General features: G+C 68.6%; 14 protein-coding genes and 1 pseudogene. 1 reads left to right on the top strand and 14 read right to left on the bottom strand.

Features of this window, described 5'->3' with window-relative positions; all coding sequences use genetic code 11:
• The 5 genes and pseudogenes from ABDV68_RS01765 to ABDV68_RS01745 all read right to left on the bottom strand — a co-directional run.
• Window positions 1-1,081, bottom strand: a pseudogene (locus ABDV68_RS01765) (hypothetical protein); the annotation flags it as partial.
• A 77-nt stretch (window positions 1,082-1,158) separates the two neighbouring features.
• Window positions 1,159-4,077 (bottom strand): TonB-dependent receptor, encoded by a 2,919-nt coding sequence (locus ABDV68_RS01760; protein ID WP_343517927.1) that lies wholly within the window; start codon window positions 4,075-4,077, stop codon window positions 1,159-1,161.
• A 63-nt stretch (window positions 4,078-4,140) separates the two neighbouring features.
• Window positions 4,141-5,241 carry a FecR domain-containing protein gene (locus tag ABDV68_RS01755; RefSeq protein WP_343517926.1) on the bottom strand — a complete coding sequence of 367 codons (1,101 nt, stop codon included), beginning with the start codon at window positions 5,239-5,241 and terminating at the stop codon, window positions 4,141-4,143.
• Window positions 5,242-5,246: 5 nt separating this feature from the next.
• Window positions 5,247-5,780 carry a sigma-70 family RNA polymerase sigma factor gene (locus ABDV68_RS01750; RefSeq protein WP_343517925.1) on the bottom strand — a complete coding sequence of 178 codons (534 nt, stop codon included), beginning with the start codon at window positions 5,778-5,780 and terminating at the stop codon, window positions 5,247-5,249.
• A gap of 55 nt (window positions 5,781-5,835) precedes the next feature.
• A complete protein-coding gene (locus ABDV68_RS01745) occupies window positions 5,836-7,164 on the bottom strand; it encodes an MFS transporter (RefSeq protein WP_343517924.1) in 1,329 nt (442 codons plus the stop codon).
• A 365-nt stretch (window positions 7,165-7,529) separates the two neighbouring features.
• Here ABDV68_RS01745 and ABDV68_RS01740 point away from each other — a divergent pair, with 365 nt between their 5' ends.
• Window positions 7,530-9,044: a tryptophan halogenase family protein gene (locus ABDV68_RS01740; RefSeq protein ID WP_343517923.1), complete on the top strand. Its 1,515-nt coding sequence runs from the start codon at window positions 7,530-7,532 to the stop codon at window positions 9,042-9,044.
• 4 nt (window positions 9,045-9,048) lie between these two features.
• Here ABDV68_RS01740 and ABDV68_RS01735 read toward each other — a convergent pair whose 3' ends face one another.
• From ABDV68_RS01735 to ABDV68_RS01695, 9 genes are all read right to left on the bottom strand, one after another.
• Entirely contained in the window at window positions 9,049-11,094 is a 2,046-nt protein-coding gene (locus ABDV68_RS01735; RefSeq protein ID WP_343517922.1) for a hypothetical protein, read from the bottom strand.
• A complete protein-coding gene (locus tag ABDV68_RS01730) occupies window positions 11,094-13,628 on the bottom strand; it encodes a TonB-dependent receptor (RefSeq protein ID WP_343517921.1) in 2,535 nt (844 codons plus the stop codon). The genes ABDV68_RS01735 and ABDV68_RS01730 overlap by 1 nt, the downstream gene beginning before the upstream one ends.
• 315 nt (window positions 13,629-13,943) lie before the next feature.
• The gene (locus ABDV68_RS01725; protein WP_343517920.1) at window positions 13,944-14,711 is read right to left on the bottom strand and encodes an IclR family transcriptional regulator; all 768 of its coding nucleotides are present in this window, start codon (window positions 14,709-14,711) and stop codon (window positions 13,944-13,946) included.
• Window positions 14,712-14,719: 8 nt separating this feature from the next.
• Entirely contained in the window at window positions 14,720-15,994 is a 1,275-nt protein-coding gene (gene fucP, locus ABDV68_RS01720) for an L-fucose:H+ symporter permease (RefSeq protein ID WP_343517919.1), read from the bottom strand.
• A gap of 19 nt (window positions 15,995-16,013) precedes the next feature.
• Window positions 16,014-16,790: an SDR family oxidoreductase gene (locus ABDV68_RS01715; RefSeq protein ID WP_343517918.1), complete on the bottom strand. Its 777-nt coding sequence runs from the start codon at window positions 16,788-16,790 to the stop codon at window positions 16,014-16,016.
• Window positions 16,787-18,082 carry an L-fuconate dehydratase gene (locus tag ABDV68_RS01710; RefSeq protein ID WP_343517917.1) on the bottom strand — a complete coding sequence of 432 codons (1,296 nt, stop codon included), beginning with the start codon at window positions 18,080-18,082 and terminating at the stop codon, window positions 16,787-16,789. The genes ABDV68_RS01715 and ABDV68_RS01710 overlap by 4 nt, the downstream gene beginning before the upstream one ends.
• Before the next feature lie 100 nt (window positions 18,083-18,182).
• Window positions 18,183-19,343 (bottom strand): mandelate racemase/muconate lactonizing enzyme family protein, encoded by a 1,161-nt coding sequence (locus ABDV68_RS01705; RefSeq protein ID WP_343517916.1) that lies wholly within the window; start codon window positions 19,341-19,343, stop codon window positions 18,183-18,185.
• Window positions 19,344-19,393: 50 nt separating this feature from the next.
• On the bottom strand, window positions 19,394-20,935 hold the full coding sequence (locus tag ABDV68_RS01700) for a hypothetical protein (protein WP_343517915.1): 1,542 nt from the start codon (window positions 20,933-20,935) through the stop codon (window positions 19,394-19,396).
• A 23-nt stretch (window positions 20,936-20,958) separates the two neighbouring features.
• Window positions 20,959-23,238, bottom strand: coding sequence for a TonB-dependent receptor (locus tag ABDV68_RS01695; RefSeq protein ID WP_343517914.1), 2,280 nt, complete (start codon window positions 23,236-23,238; stop codon window positions 20,959-20,961).
• Window positions 23,239-23,585 lie beyond the last annotated feature (347 nt).

Raw genomic sequence — 23,585 nt, 5'->3', positions numbered from 1 at the left:
ATCCGACCTGCGTGCCGTTGAGCACGACGCGCGGCATCCCCGCGCCCGCATGATAGAGCCGGGCGCGGACGATCGGCTTGCGCGCCACGTCGAACGCGCGGCGGACCAGCGGCGCCGGCTTCTCGAGCGGCAGGACGAATGCGACGCGCGGCACGCCGGCCGGGATCGCCAGCCCGTCCGCCTCGACCGCGCCTCCGCTGAAGGGGTTGTCATTGCGCGCGAAGCTGGTGCGGAACGGTGCGCTTCCGGTGCCGGAGACGGCGACCGAATGGATCCTCGCGGCCTGCGCCTCCGCCGCGGCGAAGCCGATCGTGCCGTGCGCATGGCTCGCGTCCTCCAGCGTGTCGACCGGGTTGCCGTCGAGGATGGTCACGATGCGCGAACCCTCCGCGCGGATCCTCAGCCGATGGCGCGCGCCCTTGAGCGATGCGCGGAGCGGCACGCGTTTCAGCATATCGGTCTTGACCGCTGCGCTGCTCCCGCCGGGATAGCGGCGCACGCTCGCGGTCAGCGCCGCGCCGTCGGCGCCGTCGCTCAGCGTCCAGACATAGGCGTCGCCATAGGTCTTGCCGTGCGGCAGCGCGCGGAACAGCACGTCCACGGCCTTGCCGGTCAGCGTCAGCTCGATGTCGAGCGTGAAGTCGCGCCAGTCATGCGCCAGCGGCTCACGCCCGCCGATCCACTGTGCCTGCCAATCGGCGGGGACAAGCAGCCCCATCTCCCACCAGCCCGGCGCGCTCCAGCCGCTCGCGCGATCCGCTGCATCCCATGCCTGGACGCGCCACCAGTAACGCCGGCGCGAGGCGAGCGGCGGACCGGCATAGGCGACCTGGATGCTGGCGTCCGAAGCGACCTTGCCGCTGTCCCAGACGAGTTCGCCCGCCGCGAGCGCCTCGGGCGAGCCCGCGACTTGGATGCGATACGCGCTTTGCCGCGCGACCGGCGAGCGCCAGGCGAGCCGCGGCGCGGGCTCGTCCAGGCCGAGCGGTGCCTCCGCATATTCGACGCGCAACGCGTCCGGCGCGCGGGCCGGGTCCGCGGCTCGGGCGGGCGCCAGCACGAGCAGGAGCATCGCGCCCACAAGAATCCGGAAGCGGCCGATGCGGTGGCCGCTTCCGGACAGAGGGAGCGCTGTGAGACGCGGCACGCAAGCTTGTCCTAGAACTTGGTCCGCAGGCCGAACGAAACGAGCCGGCCCAGCGTGAAGCCGTTGGTGTAGCCGATCGAGCTGTCGAGATAGGGCGGGTCCCGGTCGAACACATTGTCGACGTTCACCGTCAGCATCGTGTTCTTGAGCACGCCGCCCAGATCATATCCGAAGAACAGGTCGACGGTGTCGAAGGCGGAGATCTCGGTCTGCGTCGCGCTGATGATCGGATAGCCGCTGCGGTGATTGAGCGTGGCGCGCGCGGTGAAGTCGCCGACCTTCGCGCCGAGCGCCGCAATGAAGGCGAGGCGGCCGGTGCCGTTCTTGAGATTGTCGTCGAACGCGCTGCCCGCGACCGCCTGAGTCTTGCGGTTGAGCGTGTACGTGCCGGCGATACTGGCGTTGATCGACCCGAATCCGGTCTCGCGCAGATAGGCGAGGTTGAAGTCGATCCCGTCGACATGGATCGCGCCGAGATTGGTGCGCCGCGCGTCCATCAGCACATAGGGCGAAGTGCCGAGATACAGGCTCTCCAGGCTCGGCGCGCCGTTGAGCGGCGTGTTCCCGACCAGCGCTCGCACCTGAGCCAGCGTGGGGTTGATCGTATAGAAGCTGCTGAACCCCGGATCGGTGAAGAAGATCGGCAGCAGCACCGGCGGGACCGAAATCGCGTCGGTGAACTTGACGTTGTAATAGGTCGCGCTCGCCACCAGGCCGCGAACCGCCTTGGGCGTCCAGTCGAAGCCGAGCGACCAGGTCTTCGCCTCCTCGGGCTTGAGCGCCGGATTGCCGCCGGCGAGAACGAGCGTCGGGCGCAGGAAGTCGGTCGGCGGACTGCCCGGCGCGCGCAGCGGGCTGACGAGCAGGATCTGCACGCGCGCATCGGCCAGGCTGGTCGTGTCGGCGAGGCTCGGCGCGTGGAACGAAGTGCCGTAGTTGCCGCGGATCAGCAGATCGTCGAACGGCTTGTAATTGAACCCGATCTTGGGATTCGTGGTGCCACCGACGTCATCATAGCTGTCGTGGCGGATCGAGCCCGCGATCTGGAAGGCGCGCAGCCCCGGCATCGCGTTTCCCGGGCCGACGAGCGGGATCAGCGCCTCGGCGAACACCGACTTGGCGTGGCGGCTCGTCACCGATCCGATCGCGTTGGTGAAGACGTTGCGCCGGTCGAGCGAGACCAGCGAGTCGAGCTTCTCGAAAAAATACTCGGCGCCGATCGCCAGCCGGATGTCGCCGCCGGGAAGCGTGGCGAGCCGCCCGTCGAGGATCGCGCGGGTCTGGAACAGCTCCTGATCGGCGTGGCCGTAATTCTCGAAATCGCGGATCGCGGCGAGCACCGCCGGATTGCTCGCGCCGGGGTCATAGGGGTTGAGCGCGGTCGCCAGAGTCGTGCCGGCGAGCGCGATCGTCGCCGCGGTGGCGTTGATCGTCGGCTCGCGCACCTGCGAGAAGCTGTGCCCGTAATTCGCCTCGGTGCGCAGCTCCCAGCGGTCACCGAGACCGATCGACAGGCTGGGCGAGACGCCCCAGCTGTCGAAGCGGGCATGGCTCTCCATGCTCTCGCCGAACACGCTGGCGAAGGACATCGCGACCTGCTGGATCGGCTGGAGGCCGATCGGCCGGAAATAGGGATTGGTGAACAGGATCTGCCCGGTGAAGCCGGGCGTGGCGTTGAGCCGGGTGGTGTCGCGCCGCGCCCAATAGGCGGTCGCCTGGAAATCGACGCTGTCGCTGAGCTGCTGGGTCAGCCCGGCGAAGATCGCGTGCCGCTCCTCGCGCGGATAGACATCAGCATAGTCGGTGGCGTCGCAGCGGTTCTGGGTGTTGGGCAGCAGCGCGGGCGCCGCATGGCTGACGCCGTTGTTGAGCGTGATGAAATTGCCCAGCGCGCAGGTCGTCGAGCGCAGGTCCTGCCCGCCCTGGTCGCGATGGTCGGCGCGCACATAGTCGCGGTCGATGCCCAGGATGTTGTCGTGCCAGGCATAGGCGTAGGACGCAAAGATCGAGCCGGTGCCCCAGTCCTTACCGACGGTCAGATTGCCTTCGACCGTCTGATAGTCGTCGGCGAAGCCATAACGCAGGTTCGCGCCGACTCCGTCGAAGCGCTTGCGCGTGATGAAGTTGATCACGCCGCCGATCGCGTCCGAGCCGTAGATCGCCGAGCCGCCATCGGGCACCACCTCGACGCGCTCGATCATGTCGGGCGGGATGATCGAGGGATCGACCGAGGTCTGCAGCACGCCCGCGCCGACGATGCGCCGGCCGTTCATCAGCACCAAGGTGGTCGTGCCGCCCGACGCGCCGAGATTGCGGATGTTGGGGCGCACGACCGGAAGCGAGATGTCGCCGCTGCCGCTCGGCACCGTGCCGAAATTGCCGACTTGGGGGATCGAGGCGAGGAGGTCGTTGGCCGAGCTCGCGCCGCTCGCCACCACCTCCTCGCGCCCCACGCTCACGACGTTGGTGCCCGTCGGCGCGACCCCGCGCAGCAACGTGCCGGTGACGACGACCTCGCCATCCTCGGTCGTGGGTTCCGCATCCGCCGCGGCCGGCTCGGCCGCCGAAATCTCCTGCGGCCGCGCCGCCGGCGTCGCCGCCTGCGCCTCGATCACGAAGGCGCCGCTGGAGGTCGGCCGCGCGCGCAGGCCGTGGCCGGCGATCAGGCGGTCGATCGCCTCGGCGACCGAATAGCTGCCCCGCAGCGCGGCCACCTGCCGGCCACGCACCAGCGCGGGGTTGAAGATGATCTCGGTCCGGGTCTGGCGGCCGAGCTGCGTGAGCGCGGACGACAGGCTCTGCGCTTCCAGCCGGATCGCCGCGCGCGGGCTCGCCTGCGCGACCGCGGGCATCGCGGACAAGGCGATCGGCGCGATGCTGATCAAGGCCAGCAGGCGAAGCGCGGATTTGTGGCGGCGATTGTGGCGCATGGTTTCCCCTCCCTTTGCAGAGCCGGCTTCAACCGGTCTTCAAAAGGTCAGGACGCGCGCTGCTCAGTTTTCCACATCGGCCGGCGAAGTTTTTTTCGTCGACGTGGTATCCGCGGTGCGCGCGATCCCCAGGCTCCCGTCCGCGAACCGCTCGACCCGCACCGGCAGCAGCTCGCGCACGAGTCCCGCGAACCGGTCGGCGTCGCCGGTGCGGAACACGCCGCTGACGCGCAGCCTTCCCGTCTCGTCGTCGAGCACGCGGATCGGCGCAGCGGTATAGCGGCTCATCTCCGCCACCGCCGCGGCGAGCGGGGTATCCTCGAGCGACACATAGCCCTCGCGCCACATCAGCTCGCTGCCCACATCGACCGGCGCGACGCGCTGCGGTACGCCGAGCTCGGCGACCAGCGCCTGTCCCGGCTTGAGCAAGGTGGGTGCGGGATCGGGCAATTCGGAGGCGGCCGCGGCGCGATCGACCACGACGCGCCCTTCGACCAGCACCACCTTCATGCGGCCGGGATCGAGACGCACCTCGAACACCGTGCCGAGCGCGGTCACGCGGCGGCCCGCGGCCTCGACCGAAAAGGGCCGGGCGGCGTCCTTCGCCACTTCGAACAACGCCTGACCGCGCAGCAGGCGGACATGGCGGGTGCCGGGGGTATAAGCGAGCGCGATGGCGGTGTCGGTGTTGAGCGTCACCCGCGTGCCGTCAGGCAGGGACACGGTGCGGCGCTCGCCCTTGACGGTCGCGAACCGTGCGGCGGCGGCGGGTTGAACGTCGGTTTCCGCCACCGCGTCCGCCGTGGGCGCCCGTGCGGGATTGCCGGTCTGCCCGAGCTGGCCCGGCAGCAGCAGCGCCGCCGCGGCGAGGCTGGCGGCGACTCCGGCGCCCACTGCCGCCGGGATCCACCGCCGGCGCGGCGCGGGCGTGGCGAGCGCGGCCTGGCGCAGCGCTGTCAGATGCGGGTCGGCGTCGCTCTCCTCGAACACATCCCACACGCCATTGGCCTTGCGGAACGCGCTGGCATGCGCTTCGCTCGCGTCGAGCCAGGCGGCGAAGGCGGCCTGATCGGCGGCCGACAGGCCATCCCGATCGCGCCGCAGCACCCAATAGACCGCGGCCTCGTCGGCGGTCATGCCCAGCGTCGGGTTGGTGCGCGCCATCGAGATCATGGCTCGCCCATCCGCTGCACGAGGTGCGTCATGGCGCGAGTCATGTGCTTCTCGACCGCGCTGACCGAAATGCCCAGCCGCGCGGCGATGTCCAGATAGCGCATCCCTTCGAGGCGTCGCATCACGAAAACCACTCGCGTCCGTTCGGGCAATTCGAGGAGCACCGCGGTCGCCCGCACCAATGCTTCCTTGCCCAATAGGACGCGCTCGGGCGAAAAATCCACATCGCCGTGGCGCTGCCCGTCGAAGGCCTCGTGATCCGCCTCGAACCGGCTGCGCTTCCGCCGCAGCCGATCGGTCAGCACATTGCTGGCGGTCTCGAACACATAGCCGCCGATCTTGTCGACATCGTCGAGGCTGCCGCGCTTGGCGAGCCGCAGGAACACTTCCTGGATCAGGTCCTCGATCTCGCCACGATCGCGGACTCGGCGCGAGAAATAGCGGTCGAGCGACGCCCGGAAGCGTGCGTCGAGCGCCTCGAGCGACACCGCGCTCGCGCCGCGACTGGATCGTGGATTGGCCTCGGTCATCAAGTCTCGCCTTCGCGCGCGAGGCTGCGACGTTTCGCCGGGCTTGGCAATGTGTTCAGGAATCCGCGTTCGCGACCGGAAGCGCGGGCAGCTTGAGTGCGAGCACCGCCGCTACGAGCAGCACCCCCGCGAGGAAGCCGAGTCCCGCCGCATAACCGCCGCTATCCTTGAGCAGCCCGATCACCGTCGGGCCGAAATAGCCGCCGAGATTGCCGACCGCGTTGACGAGCGCGATCCCCGCCGCGGCGCCGGTACCCGCCAGGATCGCCGCCGGCCGGGTCCAGAAGATCGGAATGGCGGCATAGACGCCCATGATCGCGGCGGTGAACGCGATCAGGCTGAGCGCGGCATTGGCCTGCACCACGCTGGCGCAGGCGAACCCGGCCGCGCCGAGCAGCATCGGGATGGCAAGGTGCCAGCGGCGCTCCTGCCGGGCGTCCGAGCTGCGCCCCCACAGGATGATCGCCGCCGCTGCGAGCAGATAGGGCAGCATGGTCAGCAGGCCGGTCTGCTGGTTGGTCGCGCCGGCCAGCGTCTTGATCATCTGCGGGCCCCAGAAGGCGAAGCCGTAGAGCCCGGTGACGATACCGAAATAGATGAGGGCGAGGTGCCACACCTGCGGGCTGCGCGCCGCGTCCCACGGCAGCTCGTGACGCCCGCCGCCGCGATGCTCATCGGCCACCGCTCGCTCGATCGCCTCGGCCTCGCGGGCGTCGAGCCAGCGCGCGTCGCGCGGCCGGTCGGGCAGGATCATCCACACGATCACGCCGAGCAGCACCGCTGGAATCCCCTCGATCACGAACATCCCCTGCCAGCCGCTGAGGCCGAGAAAGGGCTTGTCGAGCAGCCAGGTCGAGATCGGCGCGCCGAACGCGCTCGACAGCGGCAGCGCGACGAGGAACCAGCCCATGATCCGCCCGCGCATCGGCGCCGGGAACCAGTAAGTGAGGTAGAGGATGATGCCGGGGAAGAAGCCGGCCTCTGCAATGCCGAGCAGAAAGCGCACGATCCAGAAGCTGACCGGCCCCGTCACGAATGCCGAGGCGATCGTCAGCAGGCCCCAGGTCACCATGATGCGCGAGATCCAGCGCCGCGCGCCGACCCGCGCGAGGATCAGGTTCGAGGGCACCTCGAACAGGAAATAGCCGAGGAAGAAGATCCCGGTGCCCGCGCCATAGGCGACCGCGGTGAGGCCGAGATCGGCGTTCATCGTCAGCGCGGCGAAGCCCACGTTCACGCGATCGAGGAAGGAGATGAAGTAGAGCAGGCCGAGAAAGGGAAGCAGGCGCACCGTCGCCTTGCGCAATGCGCGGCGGGTCTCGCCATCGGCCTCGGGGATCGAGCGCACAACGCCGGCGTCCGCCGGGGTCTCCGTCACGGCCATCTTCCTCTCCCTTTTGCGCCTCCCTCGCCGCTGTCTGCGCTTGGGGAGAATCTTCTCCACCGGCGTAGCGTGCCTGGGCCAGTCCGGTACAGTCCGGATCGATCTCGAAGAGCGCGTCGCCGAGCGTCGGCGGTGCACGACATTGTGCCGACCAAGATCTCTCCCCCTCGGCCTCGCGAACGCATCGCTCATGCAGCGCCGCCGCGCTCGGGCTCGCGATCGGCGAGGGTGCGCCTCGAGCTCGATATCATGGTCGTGCGACAAGGTGTTGGTGAGCCCGATCGAGAAATGCAGGATCGCCGGAACACGGCCGCCAAGCTCGCGTTTCGGCAGGGCCGGACGGCCGATGCTGAAGGAGCGCTTGAGTGGACGGCATCGACGCCGCGGGACCGGGGCGGATCAGCCGAATCGTCATCCTGGGCGGCGGCACCGCCGGCTGGATGACGGCCGCAGCGCTGTCGCGAATGTTCCGGCAGCGCCTGTCCATCACGCTGCTCGAATCCGAGGAGATCGGCACCGTCGGCGTCGGCGAGGCGACGATCCCGACGATCCACTGGTTCAACCAGCTCGCCGGTCTCGACGAGGCCGCGTTCCTGCGCGCGACCAAGGCGACGTTCAAGCTCGGAATCGAGTTCGTCGATTGGGCGCGGCCGGGGCACCGCTATCTCCATCCGTTCGGCCAATATGGCGCGCCGCTGCCGGGCGTCGCCTTCCATCACCGCTGGCTCAAGGCGCGCGCGGAAGGGCTGGACGTGTCGCTCGCGGACTTCTCGCTCGCCGCGCGCCTCGCGCAGGCGAACCGCTTCGCCAGGCCGTCCGACGATCCCCGCTCGATCCTGTCCACGCTCGGCTATGCCTATCATTTCGATGCCGGCCTCTATGCGCGGCACCTGCGCGAGCTGGCCGAGGCGCACGGCGTCGTCCGCGTTGAAGGGCGGCTGGCGGAGGTCGAGCGCCATTCCGAAACGGGCTTCGTCACCGCGCTCGCGACGGTTCGCGGCGAGCGCTTGCCGGGCGAGCTGTTCATCGACTGCTCGGGCTTCCGCGCGCTGCTGATCGAGGGCGAGATGCAGGCCGGCTATGACGACTGGTCGCACTGGCTGCCCTGCGACCGCGCCGTGGCCGTGCCGTGCGAGCGCGCCGCGGAGACCACGCCCTATACGCGCTCGACCGCCCGCGCAGCCGGCTGGCAGTGGCGCATCCCGCTTCAGCACCGCACCGGCAACGGCTATGTCTATTGCAGCACGTTGCTGAGCGACGACGAGGCGGCGGCAACCCTGCTCGCCAATCTCGACGGCGCGGCGATGGCGGAGCCGCGTGTCCTGCGCTTCACCGCCGGGCGACGACGGCGGGCGTGGATCGGCAATGTCGTCGCGATCGGGCTGTCGGCGGGGTTTCTCGAGCCGCTCGAATCGACCAGCATCCATCTGATCCAGAGCGCGATCGCCAAGCTCTCGACGCTATTCCCCGACCGCGACTGCGACCCCGCTCTCGCGGCGCGCTTCAACGCGCTGTTCGCCGCCGACATGGACAATATCAAAGACTTCCTGATCCTCCATTACCACGCCACGGCCGACAAGCCCGAGCCGCTCTGGGCACAATGCCGGCACATGGCGCTGCCCGACACGCTGGTCGAACGCGAGCGCGAATATCGCCGGTCGGGACGGCTAATGCTCGGCAGCGAAGAGCTGTTCCGCGAGGCGAGCTGGCTCGCGGTGCTCAATGGCCAGGGGATTCACGCCGCGGGCTATCACCCGATGGCCGACACGATCGATTCCGCGACCAACCGTGCCCAGCTCGAGCGCATCCGCGACGCGATGGCGCGCGCGGCGGCGGAGCAGCCCGGCCATGACGCGGCGCTGGCGGCGCTGATCGGCTGAGCCGCTATCGCGCCCTTCGCGCGGCTGGCGGACGGACCGCGAGATAAACGGTGCTCCACAGCTGCGCGGCGTTGGATTCGTCGACGTCTTGCCGGCCCGCGCCGAACGCGGCCGCGCGATAGCGGCCGTCGGCATAAGTCCAGGACCATAGCTCCGAGCTCTGCAGCGCGCGCGTCGCCTGGATCGTGCGCCAGAGCAGCGTCTGTGCCTGGCGAAGTCGAGCGCGCGTCGCCTGCGGCAGGTCGCGGCGGGCAAGCTGGCGCTCGAGCCCGGCGGCAAGCAACGCCTGCTGCCACGACCAGACGACGGTGCCGTGATAGGCCGCCGGGGTAAAGCGCGCCTGCACCTCCCGCCCCGCCAGGGCGGGATTGGCGACAAGCAAGCCGATGTCGGTCATCAGCCCGGCCGGAAACGGGCGCATGATCGCGCCGATATAGGTGTCGAGATCGGCCGCCGGCGGATCGCCGAACAGCAATGCGAAGCCCTCGTCGGAGTTGAGGATCGGCACCGGCGCGCCCGCCTCGTCCAGCGCGATCGCATGGAAATCGAGCGGCGCCGAACCGAGCGAGGTCAGCGCCGGCCCGGCGGGCACGCCGACGCTCGCCGCATAGTCGCGGATCAGCGGCGCGGCGCGGGCGGCTGAAATCGAGACATGGAACAGCTCGGGCGCGCGGCTCCGCCACGTCGCGGCCATCGCGCCGGCGCGGGCTAGGCGGCTGCGGTCCGCAGCACCGAGATAGAGATCGAGCAGCCCGGCACGGTGCAGGCGCGCCGCGGCGTCGAGCGCGGCCGGCACGAGCACGGCATTGACGTCATAGGCAAAATGCCCGCGCCCCAAACCCTCCTCGCTGTCGCGCCACTGCCCGGTTCGCCGCCCGGCCTTGAGCCCGACGAGCCGGGCCGCGCCGGGGTTCTCGGCAAAGGGGCGCGCCTGGTCGAGCACGAAGCGCAGGTTGCGCACCAGCGCCGCGCCGGCCCGCTCGGTCGTGCCGGGACGGGCCTCGCTCGGAATGTCGCGCGCGAGGAAAGCGCGCGCCGCGGCAGGATCGGCGCGGTCGAGCAGATAGCTCGCCATCACCGGTGCGAGCATGAAATCGTCGTCGATCATCGCATAGTCGAGCGTCGCGGCATCGCCACCGCGCCCGGCGCGGCGGTGCTCGAGGATCGCGAATTCCGACAACGCCTCCTCGTGCGCCACCTCCCCTGCGGCGTTGAGCCGCGCGAGCACCGAGCCGAGCCCGGATTCGATCGCCGCCGGCTGCAGCGCGGGCATCAGCAGCCGCACCGACATCAGCGTGTCGCGGCCGAAATAGGTGTTGAAGCGCCATGATCCGGCCAGGAACTTCTCGCGATAGCTCAGGAAATGCAGCGCGTTGCGCGCGGTCGTGTCGTTCGCGGCGCGGTCGTTGAGCAGCTCGGGCAGGGTCAGGCCGGTGAGCGGCGGATCCCCGCTCGCCGCCACGATCTCCAGCCGGATCCGGCCGCTCGGGCCTGCGGCGATCGTGCCGCGCCCGGCGCGTCCCTCGAGGATGTTGAGCTCGAGCCGATACCCCGGCGCGCCGTCCAGCCGGTCGCGGGCATAGCTGATGCGTTTGCCCTCCATGCGCATCGGCGCCGCGACCTCGGCGGGGAATTTGCCGACCGCCTGATAGTCGCGCAGGAAGCGGACGTTGGATAGGACCGCCTGCTTGAGGGCAAGGCGCGGCGCGTCGACCGTCGCCACCGCGCGGATACCGTAGAGCGGGCGCCCCTTCGCGTCCGCCAGCGTCACCGGCTGCGGCGCGCCCTCCAGCCGCCAGCGCGTCGGCGCAGCGACACGGTCGAACCACAGGCCGACGCCGCTGTTCCCCGCCGGAAAGGCGACGAGGATGCGCGGATCATTGCCCGAGCGCAGCAGCAGGTGCGCCGCGACGCGGCCGTCGCGGACAAAGGCATTGAGGTTCTGGCCCTCGGTGAGCTGATAGCTGAGCTCGGGCGCAGGCGGCGGTAGCGACGGCGCGGTGGTCGCCAGGAAAGCGACCGCGGCCAGGCCGCGTGCGGATACCCGCATCAGAATTTCAGCGTCACCGAGCCGCCGAACGACGGGCCGGTGATGCCGCGGGCGTAGAAGAAGCCCGAATCCGCATTCTGCGTCTGCCCCTGGCGGGGATTGCCTTCGGTCAGTCCCATCACGTCGAAGATATTGTCGGCGTCGAAGCTCACCTGCAACCGCTCAGTCAGGTTGAGGCTGACGCCGACGCCGGTCACCCCATAGCCGGGGAGCGCGACGCCGTTGCCGGAATCGGCGAAGATCTTCCCGATATATTTGTAGCGGGCATAGACCTCGCCCAGGCCATTGGGCAGCCGTATCGTCGGGGTGATCGTGTAGAGCTGCGCCGGCGTGCGCTCGGGCCGATTGCCGTCATAGGTCGGCTGCGCGACGCCATCGAGGCGCAGGTTGCTGAGCGTCGGGTCCTGGAACACGCCGATGAAGTTGACCGAGAACCATTCGACCGGCCGCACCACCACGTCGATCTCGACCCCCTTGGTACTGAGGTCGGCGAGGAAGGCCTGCTGGCGCGTGGGGTCGGCGGGATCGATGAAATTGTAGAACTGGTCGTTGAAGTTGGTGCGGAACACCGTCGCCGAGCCGTTGAACCAGCGCCCGAGCTGAAGGCGCACGCCCGCCTCGTAGAGCTCGATCTCGGTGATCGGATCGACATTGTTGGTCTGGAAGCCGAGCGCATAGCGCGCATAGACGGCGAGGTTGGGCGTGATGCGGTAGTTGGCGCCGACGGTCCAGGCGGTCTTCTCCTGCGTCGCCCGCCGCACGGTATAGGTGCCGTCCCAGGTCGGGCCGACCGTCCGCACGATGCCGCCGACACCGGGCGGAACCGGTTGGTTGACCGCCGCCCCGTTGCCGTCGCGGAAGGTCGCGTCGACGCTCTCCCAGCGGATGCCGGCATCGATGTTGAGATTGTCGCCGATCGCGAGCTCGTCGTTGATATAGACCGAGATCGAGCTGTCCTTGCGCTCGCGGATGCCGACGCCCCAATCGCCATAGGAGATGAGGCCGTTGTCGCTCAGCGTGCCGATGACGTTGTTGCCGGCGTCGAGCGCGACGATGTCGTAGATGTCGCTGTTGTTCCTGACGTCGTTGACGACCGGCGCGACCGCCGACTGATTCTGCCACCGGCTGACGTCATAATACATCACGCCCGCGGTCAGCGAGTTCCTGAAGCCATCGCCCTCCGCTTCCCAGCGGAAGCCCAGGTTCGCGCCGAAGTCATGGCCCTCGACATAATCGTGGTTGAGCACCGTCTGCTGGAGGAAACCGTTGCCGTTCAACGCATTGAGCTCGGCGGTCTGGTTCGCGCCGAGCACCACGCCGGTGCGCAGATTGCGGATGCCGAAGCGCGCCGCAGCCGGGAAGGCGAGCGCGCCGCGCTGGAGGAAGCCGACGCCACCCACCTGGATGCCGTCGAGCGGCGAGGCCCCCGGCGTCAGATAGTCGACCGCGCTGGCGAGCCCGGCATTGCCGGTGCCCGAGCCCGGGAACAGCCCGTTGAAGTCGTAGCTGAAGTCGAGATAGCGCGCGCGGGCGAATAGTTCGAGGCCGTCGGTGACGGGCTTCTCGAAATCGAGGCGGACCTGCTTGGTCTTGGCGCGCACGCCTTCGCTGAGGCGGAAATCGCGGAAGCCGTCGGCCTCGACGAAGGTCGACACCGGCACCGAGGTGCGCGCGAACGCGTCGCCGCCGATATTGTCCTTCTGCGGATCGAGGCCCGGTACCGCGCCGGGCTCGCCGTCGTTGTAGGTGTAGGGCATGCCGGCATAGTAAGCGGTCTTGAGATCGCCGATCTTGCCCGTCAGCCGGATGAAGCCGCCGCTGTCGAAGCGGTATTCGAGCATCGCCTTGACGCGATAGCCCTCGTAATCGAACGGGTTGCGGCGCACGCCGGGGCTGGACTGGAAATAGCCGCCGATGTTGAACGCCAGATTCTCCGCGATCGGGGCGGAGAGGTAGAGGTCGGCGCGCTTGAGGCCATAGTCATAGCCGGTGACGCGCGCGCTCCCCTCGAACCTGTCGAAGTTGGGACGGCGCGAGATGAAGTTGATCGTGGCGCCGGCGCCGTTGACGGTCAGCACGCCGGACGAGCCGCCCTTGACCGCCTCCAGCCGGTCGATCGTCAGGTCCTGCGAGAAGAAGAAGTCCGCGCCGCCGCCCTGGTAGAGCACCGGCATCCCGTCTTCCTCGAGCTGCACGAAGCGCTGCCCGCCGCCCTGCAGGCCGCGGACCGAGTAGTTGTTGGAGAGTTCGCCCGCGGTGCCCTCGACGAAGATGCCGGGCACCAGCTCGAGCATGTCGGCGGTTGAGCGCGGCGCGCGGCGGTCGATATCCTCGCGCGTCGCAAGCGTAATGTCGGCGGAGGCGGTGATCAGCGGGCGGTTGCGCGAGGTCTGGCCGGTGACGACGATTTCCTGCTCGTCCTCGGCCGCCGGGGGGGCGGCCGGCTGAGGCGCCTGATCGGCGGCCGGCGGCGGAGCTTCGGGCTGGACCTGCGCCATCGCCGGCGCGGCCGGCAGGATAACGGCTGCGCTCAACAGGAGACCCGATCTCGGGCCGGCGCGGTGTGATCTGGGCATGCCTCGCTCCCCTTTGACGACCGAGCGCGCAAGTCCCGTCGCAGCACGGTGCCGATACATTGAGCCGCAATTTCGGGGCACAACCAACGAAACCGCGTTGTGGATCCATTTTCTGAAAACGATTTGCGACCAGTCGCGCGATGCGTGCGCGGACGGGTTTCGGCAAGCCGTTAAAGTCCGAGCAGAACCCAGCATGTACGGCGTTCGCAGGGGTCACCCTCGGGCAGGAGGCAAGGCGGTCGCCGCATGGCGCAGCGGCCTGCCGGGATAGGCCTACACGCCGAGCAGCGCCGAGATCTCTCTCCCGGCTTCGATCAGACAGTCGCGTGTCTGATCGAGATCGGTGGCCATCGAGCCGTCGATGCGGACGAGATAGGGGATGGTCAGCGCCGCGGCGATCGCGCCGTCGAACGCGAAGATCGGGACGCTGATGTCCTGCACCCCGGCCAGCCGCGCGCTGGGCTGCAGCTCGTAGCCGCGCGCGCGGACCTCCGCGAACCGAGGCTCGAGCTGCACCGCCGCGTCGCGGGATTGCGCCTCCAGCAACGCGATGATCGCCGCCCGCCGCGTGTCGCTTTCATAGGCGAGCAGGACATGGCCCGAGCAGCTCGACACGAGGTCGATCAGGCTGCCGGTGCGCATCGCGAAGACCCCCGGCCCCGCGCTTTCCTGCCGATGGATCACCAGCCCGCGCCCTTCCGAACGCACAACCAAGTGACTGGACTGGTTCGTCTGCGTGGCGAGCCGCTCCATCACGGGCGCGGCGAGCCGCGTGAGCGTCCGCGCCGGGGTCGCGCGGAAAGCGATGTCGAGCATGCGGAACGAGACGCTGTAGCGGTCGGCATTCTTGTTCAGCCAGCCGCTCCGCTCCATCACCATGACGATGCGGAAGACTTCGCTGATCGAGCGCCCCAGGCCCTGCGCGATCTCGGTGATCGTCAATTCGCCCGGCTGCGCCGCGAACAGCTCGAAGATCTCGAATCCGCGTTCCAGGGCGGGTGCCGCATAGGGGCGCCGCTCCTTGTTGCTCTCGTCGGCCATGCGCCTGCCTATGCGTCGCGTCCGGCGAACGCAAAGGCGCGCCGCCGGACCGACAATGCGAAGGCGACGATCGCGGCGAAGCAGCCGACGGGGACCAGCATCGCGGTGGTGATGCTCGTCGCGTCCGACACCCAGCCCATCAGGCCGGTGAGCACCGCGCCGCCGATGATGGCCATGATGATCAGCGACGCGCCCCATTTGCGCAGCGGCCCCAGGCCATCGACGCCGAGCGCGAAGATCGTCGGGAACTGGATCGACATGAAGAAGCTCGCGGCAACCAGGGCGTAGAGGCCGGCCTGCCCGCCCGCCAGCGCGGCGAAGCCGGTAAGCAGCAATGCGGCGCTGCCGAACGCGGCGAGCAGCGTGACCGGCGCGACGCGGCTCATCATCGCGGTGCCAGCGAACCGCCCGGCGGCGAACAGGACGAGCGAGACGAACAGCATGTCAGCCGCTGCCTTCTCGCCGATCCCGGGGACATTCACCTGCGCGTAGCGGATCGTGTAGCTCCACACGCCGACTTGCGCGCCGACATAGAAGAATTGCGCGGTCGCCGCCGCCAACAGCCGCGGCTTGCCGAACAGCTCGCGGAAGCGGCGGCCCTCGGTCCCCTGCGCATCGTGCTGCTCGCCGGCGGGAAAGCGGATGACCATCGCCGCCACGGCGAAGCACAGCACCACCAGCCCGAGGACGAGATAGGGCATCTGCACCGCCAGCGTCTCGGCACGATAATAGTCGAGCCGCTGCGCTTCGCTGAGCGCCGCCAGCGCCGCCTCGTCATGGTGGATGCCCGACAGGATGAAGGTGCGGCCGATGAGGATTCCGGCCAGCGCACCCAGCGGATTGGCGGCCTGTGCCCAGTTGATCCGCCGCGCCGCGCCCGCCGGGTCACCGAGCTCGGTCATCAGCGGGTTGGCGGCGGTCTCGAGGAACGCGAGCCCGGCGGCGATGACGAACAGGGCCAGCAGGAACAGCAGATACTGGCTGGTCGCGGCCGCCGGATAGAAGAGCAGCGCGCCGGCGCCGTACAGCAGCAGCCCGGTCACGATCGCCGCCTTGTACCCTTGCGCGCGCATCAGGAACGAGGCGGGGATCGCGAGCAGGAAATAGCCGAGATAGAAGACCTGCTGCACGAAGCTCGTGCCGAAATCCGACAGCACGAAGGCTTTCTTGAACTGCGCGATGAGGATGTCGTTGAGGTTGTTGGCGACGCCCCACAGGAAGAACAGGCTCACCGTCAGGGCGATGGCGGGTGCGTAGGATCGGGGGGACGCAGCCTTGTTCATCGATGATCCTCCGCTCTGCTCAATCGAGTGCCCGGTCGAGATGGGTGTAGCCGCCGTCCACGAAGACCCATTGGCCGGTCGTATGACTCGCCCGGTCCGACAGCAGGAACACCACCGTGTCCGCGATCTCGCGATCGGTGGTCATCCGCTTGCCCAGCGGAATGCGGGCGTTGATCTTGGCAAGCTGCTCCTGCGGATTGTCGAACGTCTGCAGCCAGCTCGCATAGAGCGGAGTCATCACCTCCGCCGGGACGACCGCGTTCACGCGGATGCCGTCGGGCGCCAGCGCCGCCGCCCATTCGCGCGTCAGGCCGAGCTGCGCCGCCTTGGCCGCGACATAGCCGCTCGTGCCGCCCTGGCCGGTCACCGCGGTCTTCGACGAGATATTGACGATCGCGCCCCGGGCCGCACGCAGATGCGACAGGCAGTGGTGCGCCATCCCGTAATAATGGCCGAGGTTGCGCGTCACCGAACCGAGAAAGGCGGCGGTGCCCGCCTCGAGCCCCACCCCGTCATTGACGCCGGCATTGTTGACCAGCCCGTGGATGCCGTGCCCGCGCGCGGCGATCTGGACCACCGCTGCCGCGCAGGCCGCGTCGTCGGTCAACTCGGTGCGGATGAAGATCGCCTGCGGTTGGAGCGCGCGCAACCGCTCCTCGAACTCGCCCTCCAGCTCGCTCCGACCCAATATCGCGGGGACCGCGCCTTCTTCCGCCAGCGCGAGCGAGATCGCGCCGCCGATCCCGGCGCCGCCGCCGGTGACGATCACCAGCTTGCCCTCCAGGCCCAGCTTCACGCGGCATGCCCCAGGGGCGAATGGAAGCGGTAGCGTTCGATCGACTCCGGCTTCATCTCGATCGAAAAGCCGGGGCGCTCGGGCGGCATATAGGCCGCATCGCGGATCACGCACGGATCGACGAAATGCTCGTGGAGATGGTCGACATATTCGACGACCCGCCCGGCACGCGTCCCGGCCACCGCGACATAGTCGATCATCGACAGATGCTGCACATATTCGCAGAGCCCTACGCCGCCGGCATGCGGGCACACCGGCAGGTCGTACTTCGCGGCCATCAGGAGCACCGCGAGGATCTCGTTCACCCCGCCCAGCCGGCAGGCGTCGATCTGCACCACGTCGATCGCGCCGGCCATCATGAACTGTTTGAACAGTACCCGGTTCTGACACATCTCGCCGGTGGCGACCTTGATCGGCGCGACGCCCGCGCGGATCGCGCGATGGCCGAGCACGTCGTCGGGGCTGGTCGGCTCCTCGATGAACCACGGCTCAGCAAAGGCGAGCGCGTTGACCCATTCGATGGCCTGGTCGACGTCCCAGATCTGATTGGCGTCGATCATCAGCGCGACGTCCGGGCCCACCGCCTCGCGGGCGATGCGCAGGCGGCGGATGTCGTCCTCGAGATCGCGCCCGACCTTGAGCTTCACATGACGGAACCCGGCATCGACCGCGGCCTTGGCCAGCCTGCGCAACTTGTCGTCGGAATAGCCGAGCCAGCCGGCGGAGGTGGTGTAGCAGGGATATCCCTCCGCCTCGAGCGTCGCGATGCGATCGGCCTTGCCTGATTCCCGCGCCCGGAGCAGCGCCAGCGCCTCGTCGGGAGTGATGCAGTCGGTGAGATAACGGAAGTCGATGCAGCGGACGAATTCTTCCGGAGTCATTTCGGCGACGAGCCGCCAGACCGGCTTGCCGGCGTGCTTCGCCCACAGATCCCACACCGCGTTGACCACCGCACCCGTGGCGAGATGGATCGCGCCTTTGTCCGGTCCGATCCAGCGCAGCTGGCTGTCGGAGGTCAGGTGCCGCCAGAATCGGCCGGGATCCGCGATGATCCAGCCGAGGTCCAGGCCGACCACCAGATGCCGCATCGCCTCGATCGCCGCGACGCAGAGCTCGTTGCCGCGGCCGATGGTGAAGGTCAGCCCGTGCCCTTCGAGCCCCGGCATGTCGGTCTCGAGCACGACATAGGCCGCCGAATAGTCCGGATCAGGGTTCATCGCATCGGATCCGTCGAGCTGGTCGCTCGTCGGAAAACGGATGTCCTCGGTGCGGAGATTGCTGATGCGGGTCACGCGCCTCTCCATCCGCCATCGATCACGGCTCGTTATATTTCACGGATGATAGCTATTATCGCAGATGAATTACGTCAATCGGTTCTTGCGCGACAGCGATCTATCGACGCGAAAGGCGCGTCAGCAATTGTTCGTTCAATGACGCGCCAAGACCCGGCCCGAATCCCAAGAGAAGGCTCCCGCGCCGGATCGGCTCGCCCTCCGCCAGCAATTCGTCGCGCCACGACACCTCCCCGAAGGCGTGCTCGAGAATCTGGAAATTCGGCAGTGTCGCTGCGACGTGCGCGGCGGCCAGGTTGCCGACCGGGCTCGCCGGGCCGTGGGGCGAGACGTCAAGCCCGGCGGCCTCGGCCAGTGCGGCGATCTTCCTGAGCTCGAGCATGCCGCCGCAGATCTTGACGTCGGGCATGGCGATGTCGACCGCGCCCGCGCGGATATAGTCGTAGAAGGCGGCGATCCCGCGCACCGCCTCGCCCCCGGCGGTAGGCATGGCGGCGGCGCGATTGATCGCGGCGAGATCGGTGATCGGATCCGCTGGCGTCACTTCCTCCAGCCAGTAGAGGTCGAGCGGCGCGAGCCGCGCTGCCAGTTCGATGCCTTGTTCGCGCGTGAAGCGGCTATGCGCGTCGATCAGCAGGCGGCGGCCGGGGCCGATCGCCTGGCGCACCGCGGCGGCGCAGGCGACGCCCTGATCGGTCAGCTGGCGGATGTCGCCACGCTGCGCCGGATCGGCCGGGATCGCGTCGAACGGGGCGAGCTTGATCGCATCGAAGCCGCCGGCGACCGCCTTCTCCGCCATCCGGGCGAAGCCGTCAGGCGTACGCTGGATGGTCGAGCGGTTGATGTTGGCGTAGAGCGGAATGCTGTCCCGCAACCGTCCGCCGAACAGGTCGTGGACCGGCACCTCGAGGGCGTGGCCGATCAGATCCCACAGGCACTGTTCCAGCGCACTCGCCGCGACGATTGCCGAGGCCCGTGGCTCCGTCGCGATCGCCTTGGCCGTCGCCTGGCGAAACCATTCGACGTCGAAGATGCTGCGGCCCCTCAGCAGTTCCGCGAAGCGCCTGAGATAGGCGATGGTACGCGCATCGTCACCACCATGCGAGGCGTCGCCCAGCCCCTTGAGCGCGCCGCCCCCGCCGAGCCGGACGAGTATCCAGTCGCCGCGATGGTTCACCGGAATGCGGAAGATCTCCAGCTCGCCGACTACGCGCCGTGCGGCGGCGCGAGGCGGCGCGGCGAGCGCCGGCGCGGTTGCCAAGGCGATCGCCCCGGCGCCACTCGTGATCAATGCGCGTCGGGGGATGCCGCTCATACCGGCCGCTCGATGGTGAAGGTCGAATAGGGCTCAAGCCTGGCGATCGCTTCGACCGGCTCGGGCGGGCGCCAGCGGAACTGGCGGACCTCGATCTTGTCGCGCGTCACGTCGAACAGGGTGAAGCCGTTCTTTTCCTCGAGCTTGTTGAGCGGGTCCGCGCGCAGCGCCGCCGGGGTGAACGGGAACGCGCCCCGCGCGCTGCTCGGGAAGCCGTTGGTGGCGGTGCCGACCGGCCCGGCGACGAGCGCGCGCACCGGGTTACGGCTGAGATCGAGATCGCCGCTGCGTGTGATCCGGGTCGCGCCGACCGCATGCAGGTCGCCCGAAATGGTGATCGCGGCGCGGTCGCGCTGCTCGCTCAGCGCGCGGACGAGGCGCTGGTGCTGGTCGAACCAGCTCTGCTGCCAATAGCGTTTGTCGTTGACCTGGGGTGTCTCGCCCGGCGGACCGTCGGCATACCATTCGCCCAGCGCGCCCTTCGACCAGCCGAACGGGTTGGAGGGGACATGGACATAATGCGCCGCGTCCGAGCTGCGCAGCCGGTCGAGCAGCAGCCGCTCGATCTCGGGGAGCACCACCCCGTTGCCGTCGGTCGACCAGCCGCGCCGGCAATCGAACAGCGCCAGTTCGATCAGTTTGCCGATCCGCACGGTCTCCAGCGTCTCCGCCTGCCATGTGGGGAGATCAGGCCGTCCCAGCGCCAGCGGATAGGCGAGCTGCTGCGTACGCCGCAGCAGGCCGAGGATGAAGGGGCGCGGCGGAAAGGCGTAGCCCCACTCCCCGGCATTGTCGTTCTCGAAATAGTCGTGGTCGTCGGTGATGAAGTGCAGCGGCACCGAGGCGAACCGGTCTTCGTAGAGTGCCGCGATCTGGCGCCCCGCCACGGTGTTGACCGACCGACGATTGGCCTCGTCGTCGAACGCCTTGCTCTCGTCGATATAGGCGATCTCGCGCTGGAACTCCGCCGCCTTGGCGCGCCGTTCCGGATTGCGGCCATATTCGAGAACGGTCTTCTGGTCCCAATAGACATGGTCTCCATTGGCGATGGCGAGATCGGGCTGGAAGCTCAGCGCGCGGTCGAGCAGCGCGCGCCGCGTGGCGATCGGCAGGAACTGGTTCGGGCCGAGCGCCTCGTCGCCGCCGGCGCAGGTGAAGAAGAGGACGCGGAACCGTTCGGGCGTCGCGTCGGGCGCGGGCAGGGTGCTGAGCTGCCACGGCTCGCGCAGCGCGGCGCCGCTTGCGTCTGTAAGCGTCAGCCGGTGGCGCTTGCCGGCCGCAAGCCCGCGCTGGACGAAGGCCCAGCTATAGCCGTCCTGGTCGACGCGCTGCGCCTTCACGAAGCGTCCGTCGATCGCGAGCAAGGGCGCCTCGCTCGGCGGGCGGTCGAGCAGCACCTTGAGCGCGAGCGTGTCGTGCGTCGCCGAGGGCAGGATGGTGCGAACCAGGTCGCGGGGCCGCGACCAGGCGACGCCGCCTGCGAACACCCCACCCAGGCCGAGCGCACCACCGCGCAGGAAACCACGTCTGTCGAACATCGAAAATCTCCCTGGATCGGTCGTCAGAAGTTGAGGCGGACGGTGGCGCCGATCGTGCGCGGGTCGCCGATATTGCCGGTGACCAGGCCGTTGTTGGCGGCGCCGAGCGCGGTGAAGTAGCGCTCGTCCAGCAGGTTGCGCACCCAGATCGCGAAGTCGAAGCGGCTGTCGTCGATGCGCGCGCCGATCCGCGCATTGAGCACGCCATAGGGCTCGATCAGCGTATATTGCGACTTGCTGCCGCTGGTGTCGTAGGACGAGCGATGGGTGTAGTCGACGCGGAGATATCCCTCCTCGTCGCCGATCGGCTGCACCAGGTCGGTGGCGAGCGTGTAGACGAAGCGCGGCGTGTTCGCGAGCTGCTCGCCCGACAGGTCCTGGACCTCGCTGACGTTGCGCCGCTCGGCCGCGTTCTGGGCGTTGACATAGCCCTTGTAGGTGGCGTCGACATAGGCGGCCGAGGCGGTGAAGCTGACGAAGCGGCTCGGCGCGAACGTCAGGTCGGCCTCCACGCCGCGCGAACGTACGCCGGGGATGTTGGCGATGTAACGGCGGAACGAGGTGGTGCCGCCGATATTCTCGGTGATCGCGGCCTGATAGTTCCTGACCTCGGTCCAGAAGGCGGCGGCGTTGAAGGTGACGCGGCGGTCCCAGACCTGGCTCTTGAGACCGAGCTCCCAGGCGTTCACCGTCTCGGGTTTGACCACCGCCGAGACGCCGGCCGGCAGCGTGCCGAGGCTGAGCCCGCCCGACTTGCTGCCGCGCGCGTAGCTCGCATAGAGCAGCACGTCCTGCGCCGGCTTCCAGGCGAGGTTGACGCTGCCGGTGAGCGCATCGTCCTGGGTCGCGACCTCGTAGCGGATCTCGGGGTAGAGCGCGTCGCGCAGCCCCTGCGCGGTCGCGCGATCCGCGTCGGACAAGGTGGAGAGGTCGTTGCCCGCGACGGTGCGCTGGTCGAACAGCCCGGTCTTGTCCTCATGCGTGAAGCGCAGCCCGGCGGTGAGCTTCAGCGCGTCGCTGATGTTCCAGGTGAGCTGGCCGAACGCGGCATAGCTCTTGGTGCGCGGCTCGATGACCGAGTTCGACTGGAAGTTGGTATAGGCGTAGTTGGCCAGCGCGCGATTGGCGTTGGGGCTGTTCCACACCGCATAGTCGGGGCCGAGCTGGTATCGGCCGAGCCCCTTGATGACTTGCCAGAAGTAATAGAGCCCGACGGTGTAGTCGATCGTCCGCTCGCCGTTGGAGGTGAGCCGCAGCTCCTGGCTGAACTGGCGCTGGAGGTTGGTGGTGCCGCCGCGGATGTTGATCGTCAGCGAGGTGTTGTCCTGGTCGTTGAGCGGATACCAGTCCCACCAGCGATAGGCCGTGATCGCGGTGAGCGTCGCTCCGCCCAGATCCCAATCGAGCTTGCCCGAGACGCCATAGCCCTCCATGTCGGCCTGCACGTCGGCGTTGAAGTCGACGATACGGGCGAAGGGATCGTTGGGGTCGTAGGGCAGGACGTAGCCGGTACGCGCGACGCGGTCGTTGAAATTGTTCGAGATCGCTGCGCCATTGGCGAAGCGGGTAAAGACCCCCACGATGCTCGATGCGCGCGCGTAGCTGGTCTGCTTCGAATAGTCGCCGGTGAGACGGATCGACAGCGCTTCGGTCGGCGTCACCAGCAGCTGCCCGCGCACGGTCAAATTATCGAAGTCGTTGACCAGCCGGCCATTGTACGCGTTGCGCAGCAGGCCGTCCGAATGGGTGTCCGAAACCGTGAGCCGCGCCGCCACCCGGTCCGCGATGATCGGCCCAGATATGGAGGCGCGAACCTGGTGATAGCCGCGCTCACCCAGGCTCGCCTCGGCCCGCAGCTCGGGCTCGAAGCTCGGCGCACGTGTGGTGATGTTGATCGCGCCAGCGGTGGTGTTCTTGCCGAACAGCGTGCCCTGCGGTCCGCGCAGCACTTCGACGCGGTCGAGGTCGATCAGGTCGAACTGCGACGCGCCGATGCGGCCGAAATAGACGTCGTCGACATAAAAGCCGACCCCGACCTCGAGCCCGTCATTCTGATCGGAGTTGGAGCCGAGCCCGCGGATGTTGGCGAAGGTGTTGCGGGCGTTGTTACTGCGGATCGTGAGGCTGGGCGTGAGCTCGGCGATCTGGATCAGGTTGGTGCGGCCGGTGCGGTCGATCAGGTCGCCGGACACGACGCTCAAGGCGATCGGCACGTCCTGCGCGCGCTCCTCGCGGCGGCGCGCGGTGACGACGATGTCGCCCTGCGCCGCGTCGTCGGTCGGCGCCGCCTCGTCCTCCGTCACGGCGGATGCGCCGATCGCGACCGCGGTCTGGGCGTAGGCCGGAAGAACGAAAAGCGAGGCTATGGGCACAGCAACGAGCAACGGCGCGCGTCGGGCTGGAATCATGAGACGGAATCCCTTTTTTTGGTGTTCGGCGCGGCCGCTGTCCTGCGGGCGCACGGCATCCTCCCCGGCCGCCGCAACGAGGCGGTCCGAAGGCATGACCATGCGCGCCGGAAAGCTTCGGCGGCGGTAGTGAGCGGAGCAGGATTGGTCCTGTAGCGGTCGCGGTCAGACCGCGAACCGCCTAGGCATCAGGCAAGGCGACGCATCGACGAATCTCCCTTGAATCGTCTTTGATGGCTCCG

This window comes from Sphingomonas sp., from assembly GCF_039595165.1.
In the GTDB taxonomy this organism is placed as follows: Bacteria; Pseudomonadota; Alphaproteobacteria; order Sphingomonadales; family Sphingomonadaceae; genus Sphingomonas.
The sequence above is the reverse complement of the archived record's forward strand: the minus strand, read 5'-3'. Positions and strand labels throughout refer to the sequence as shown.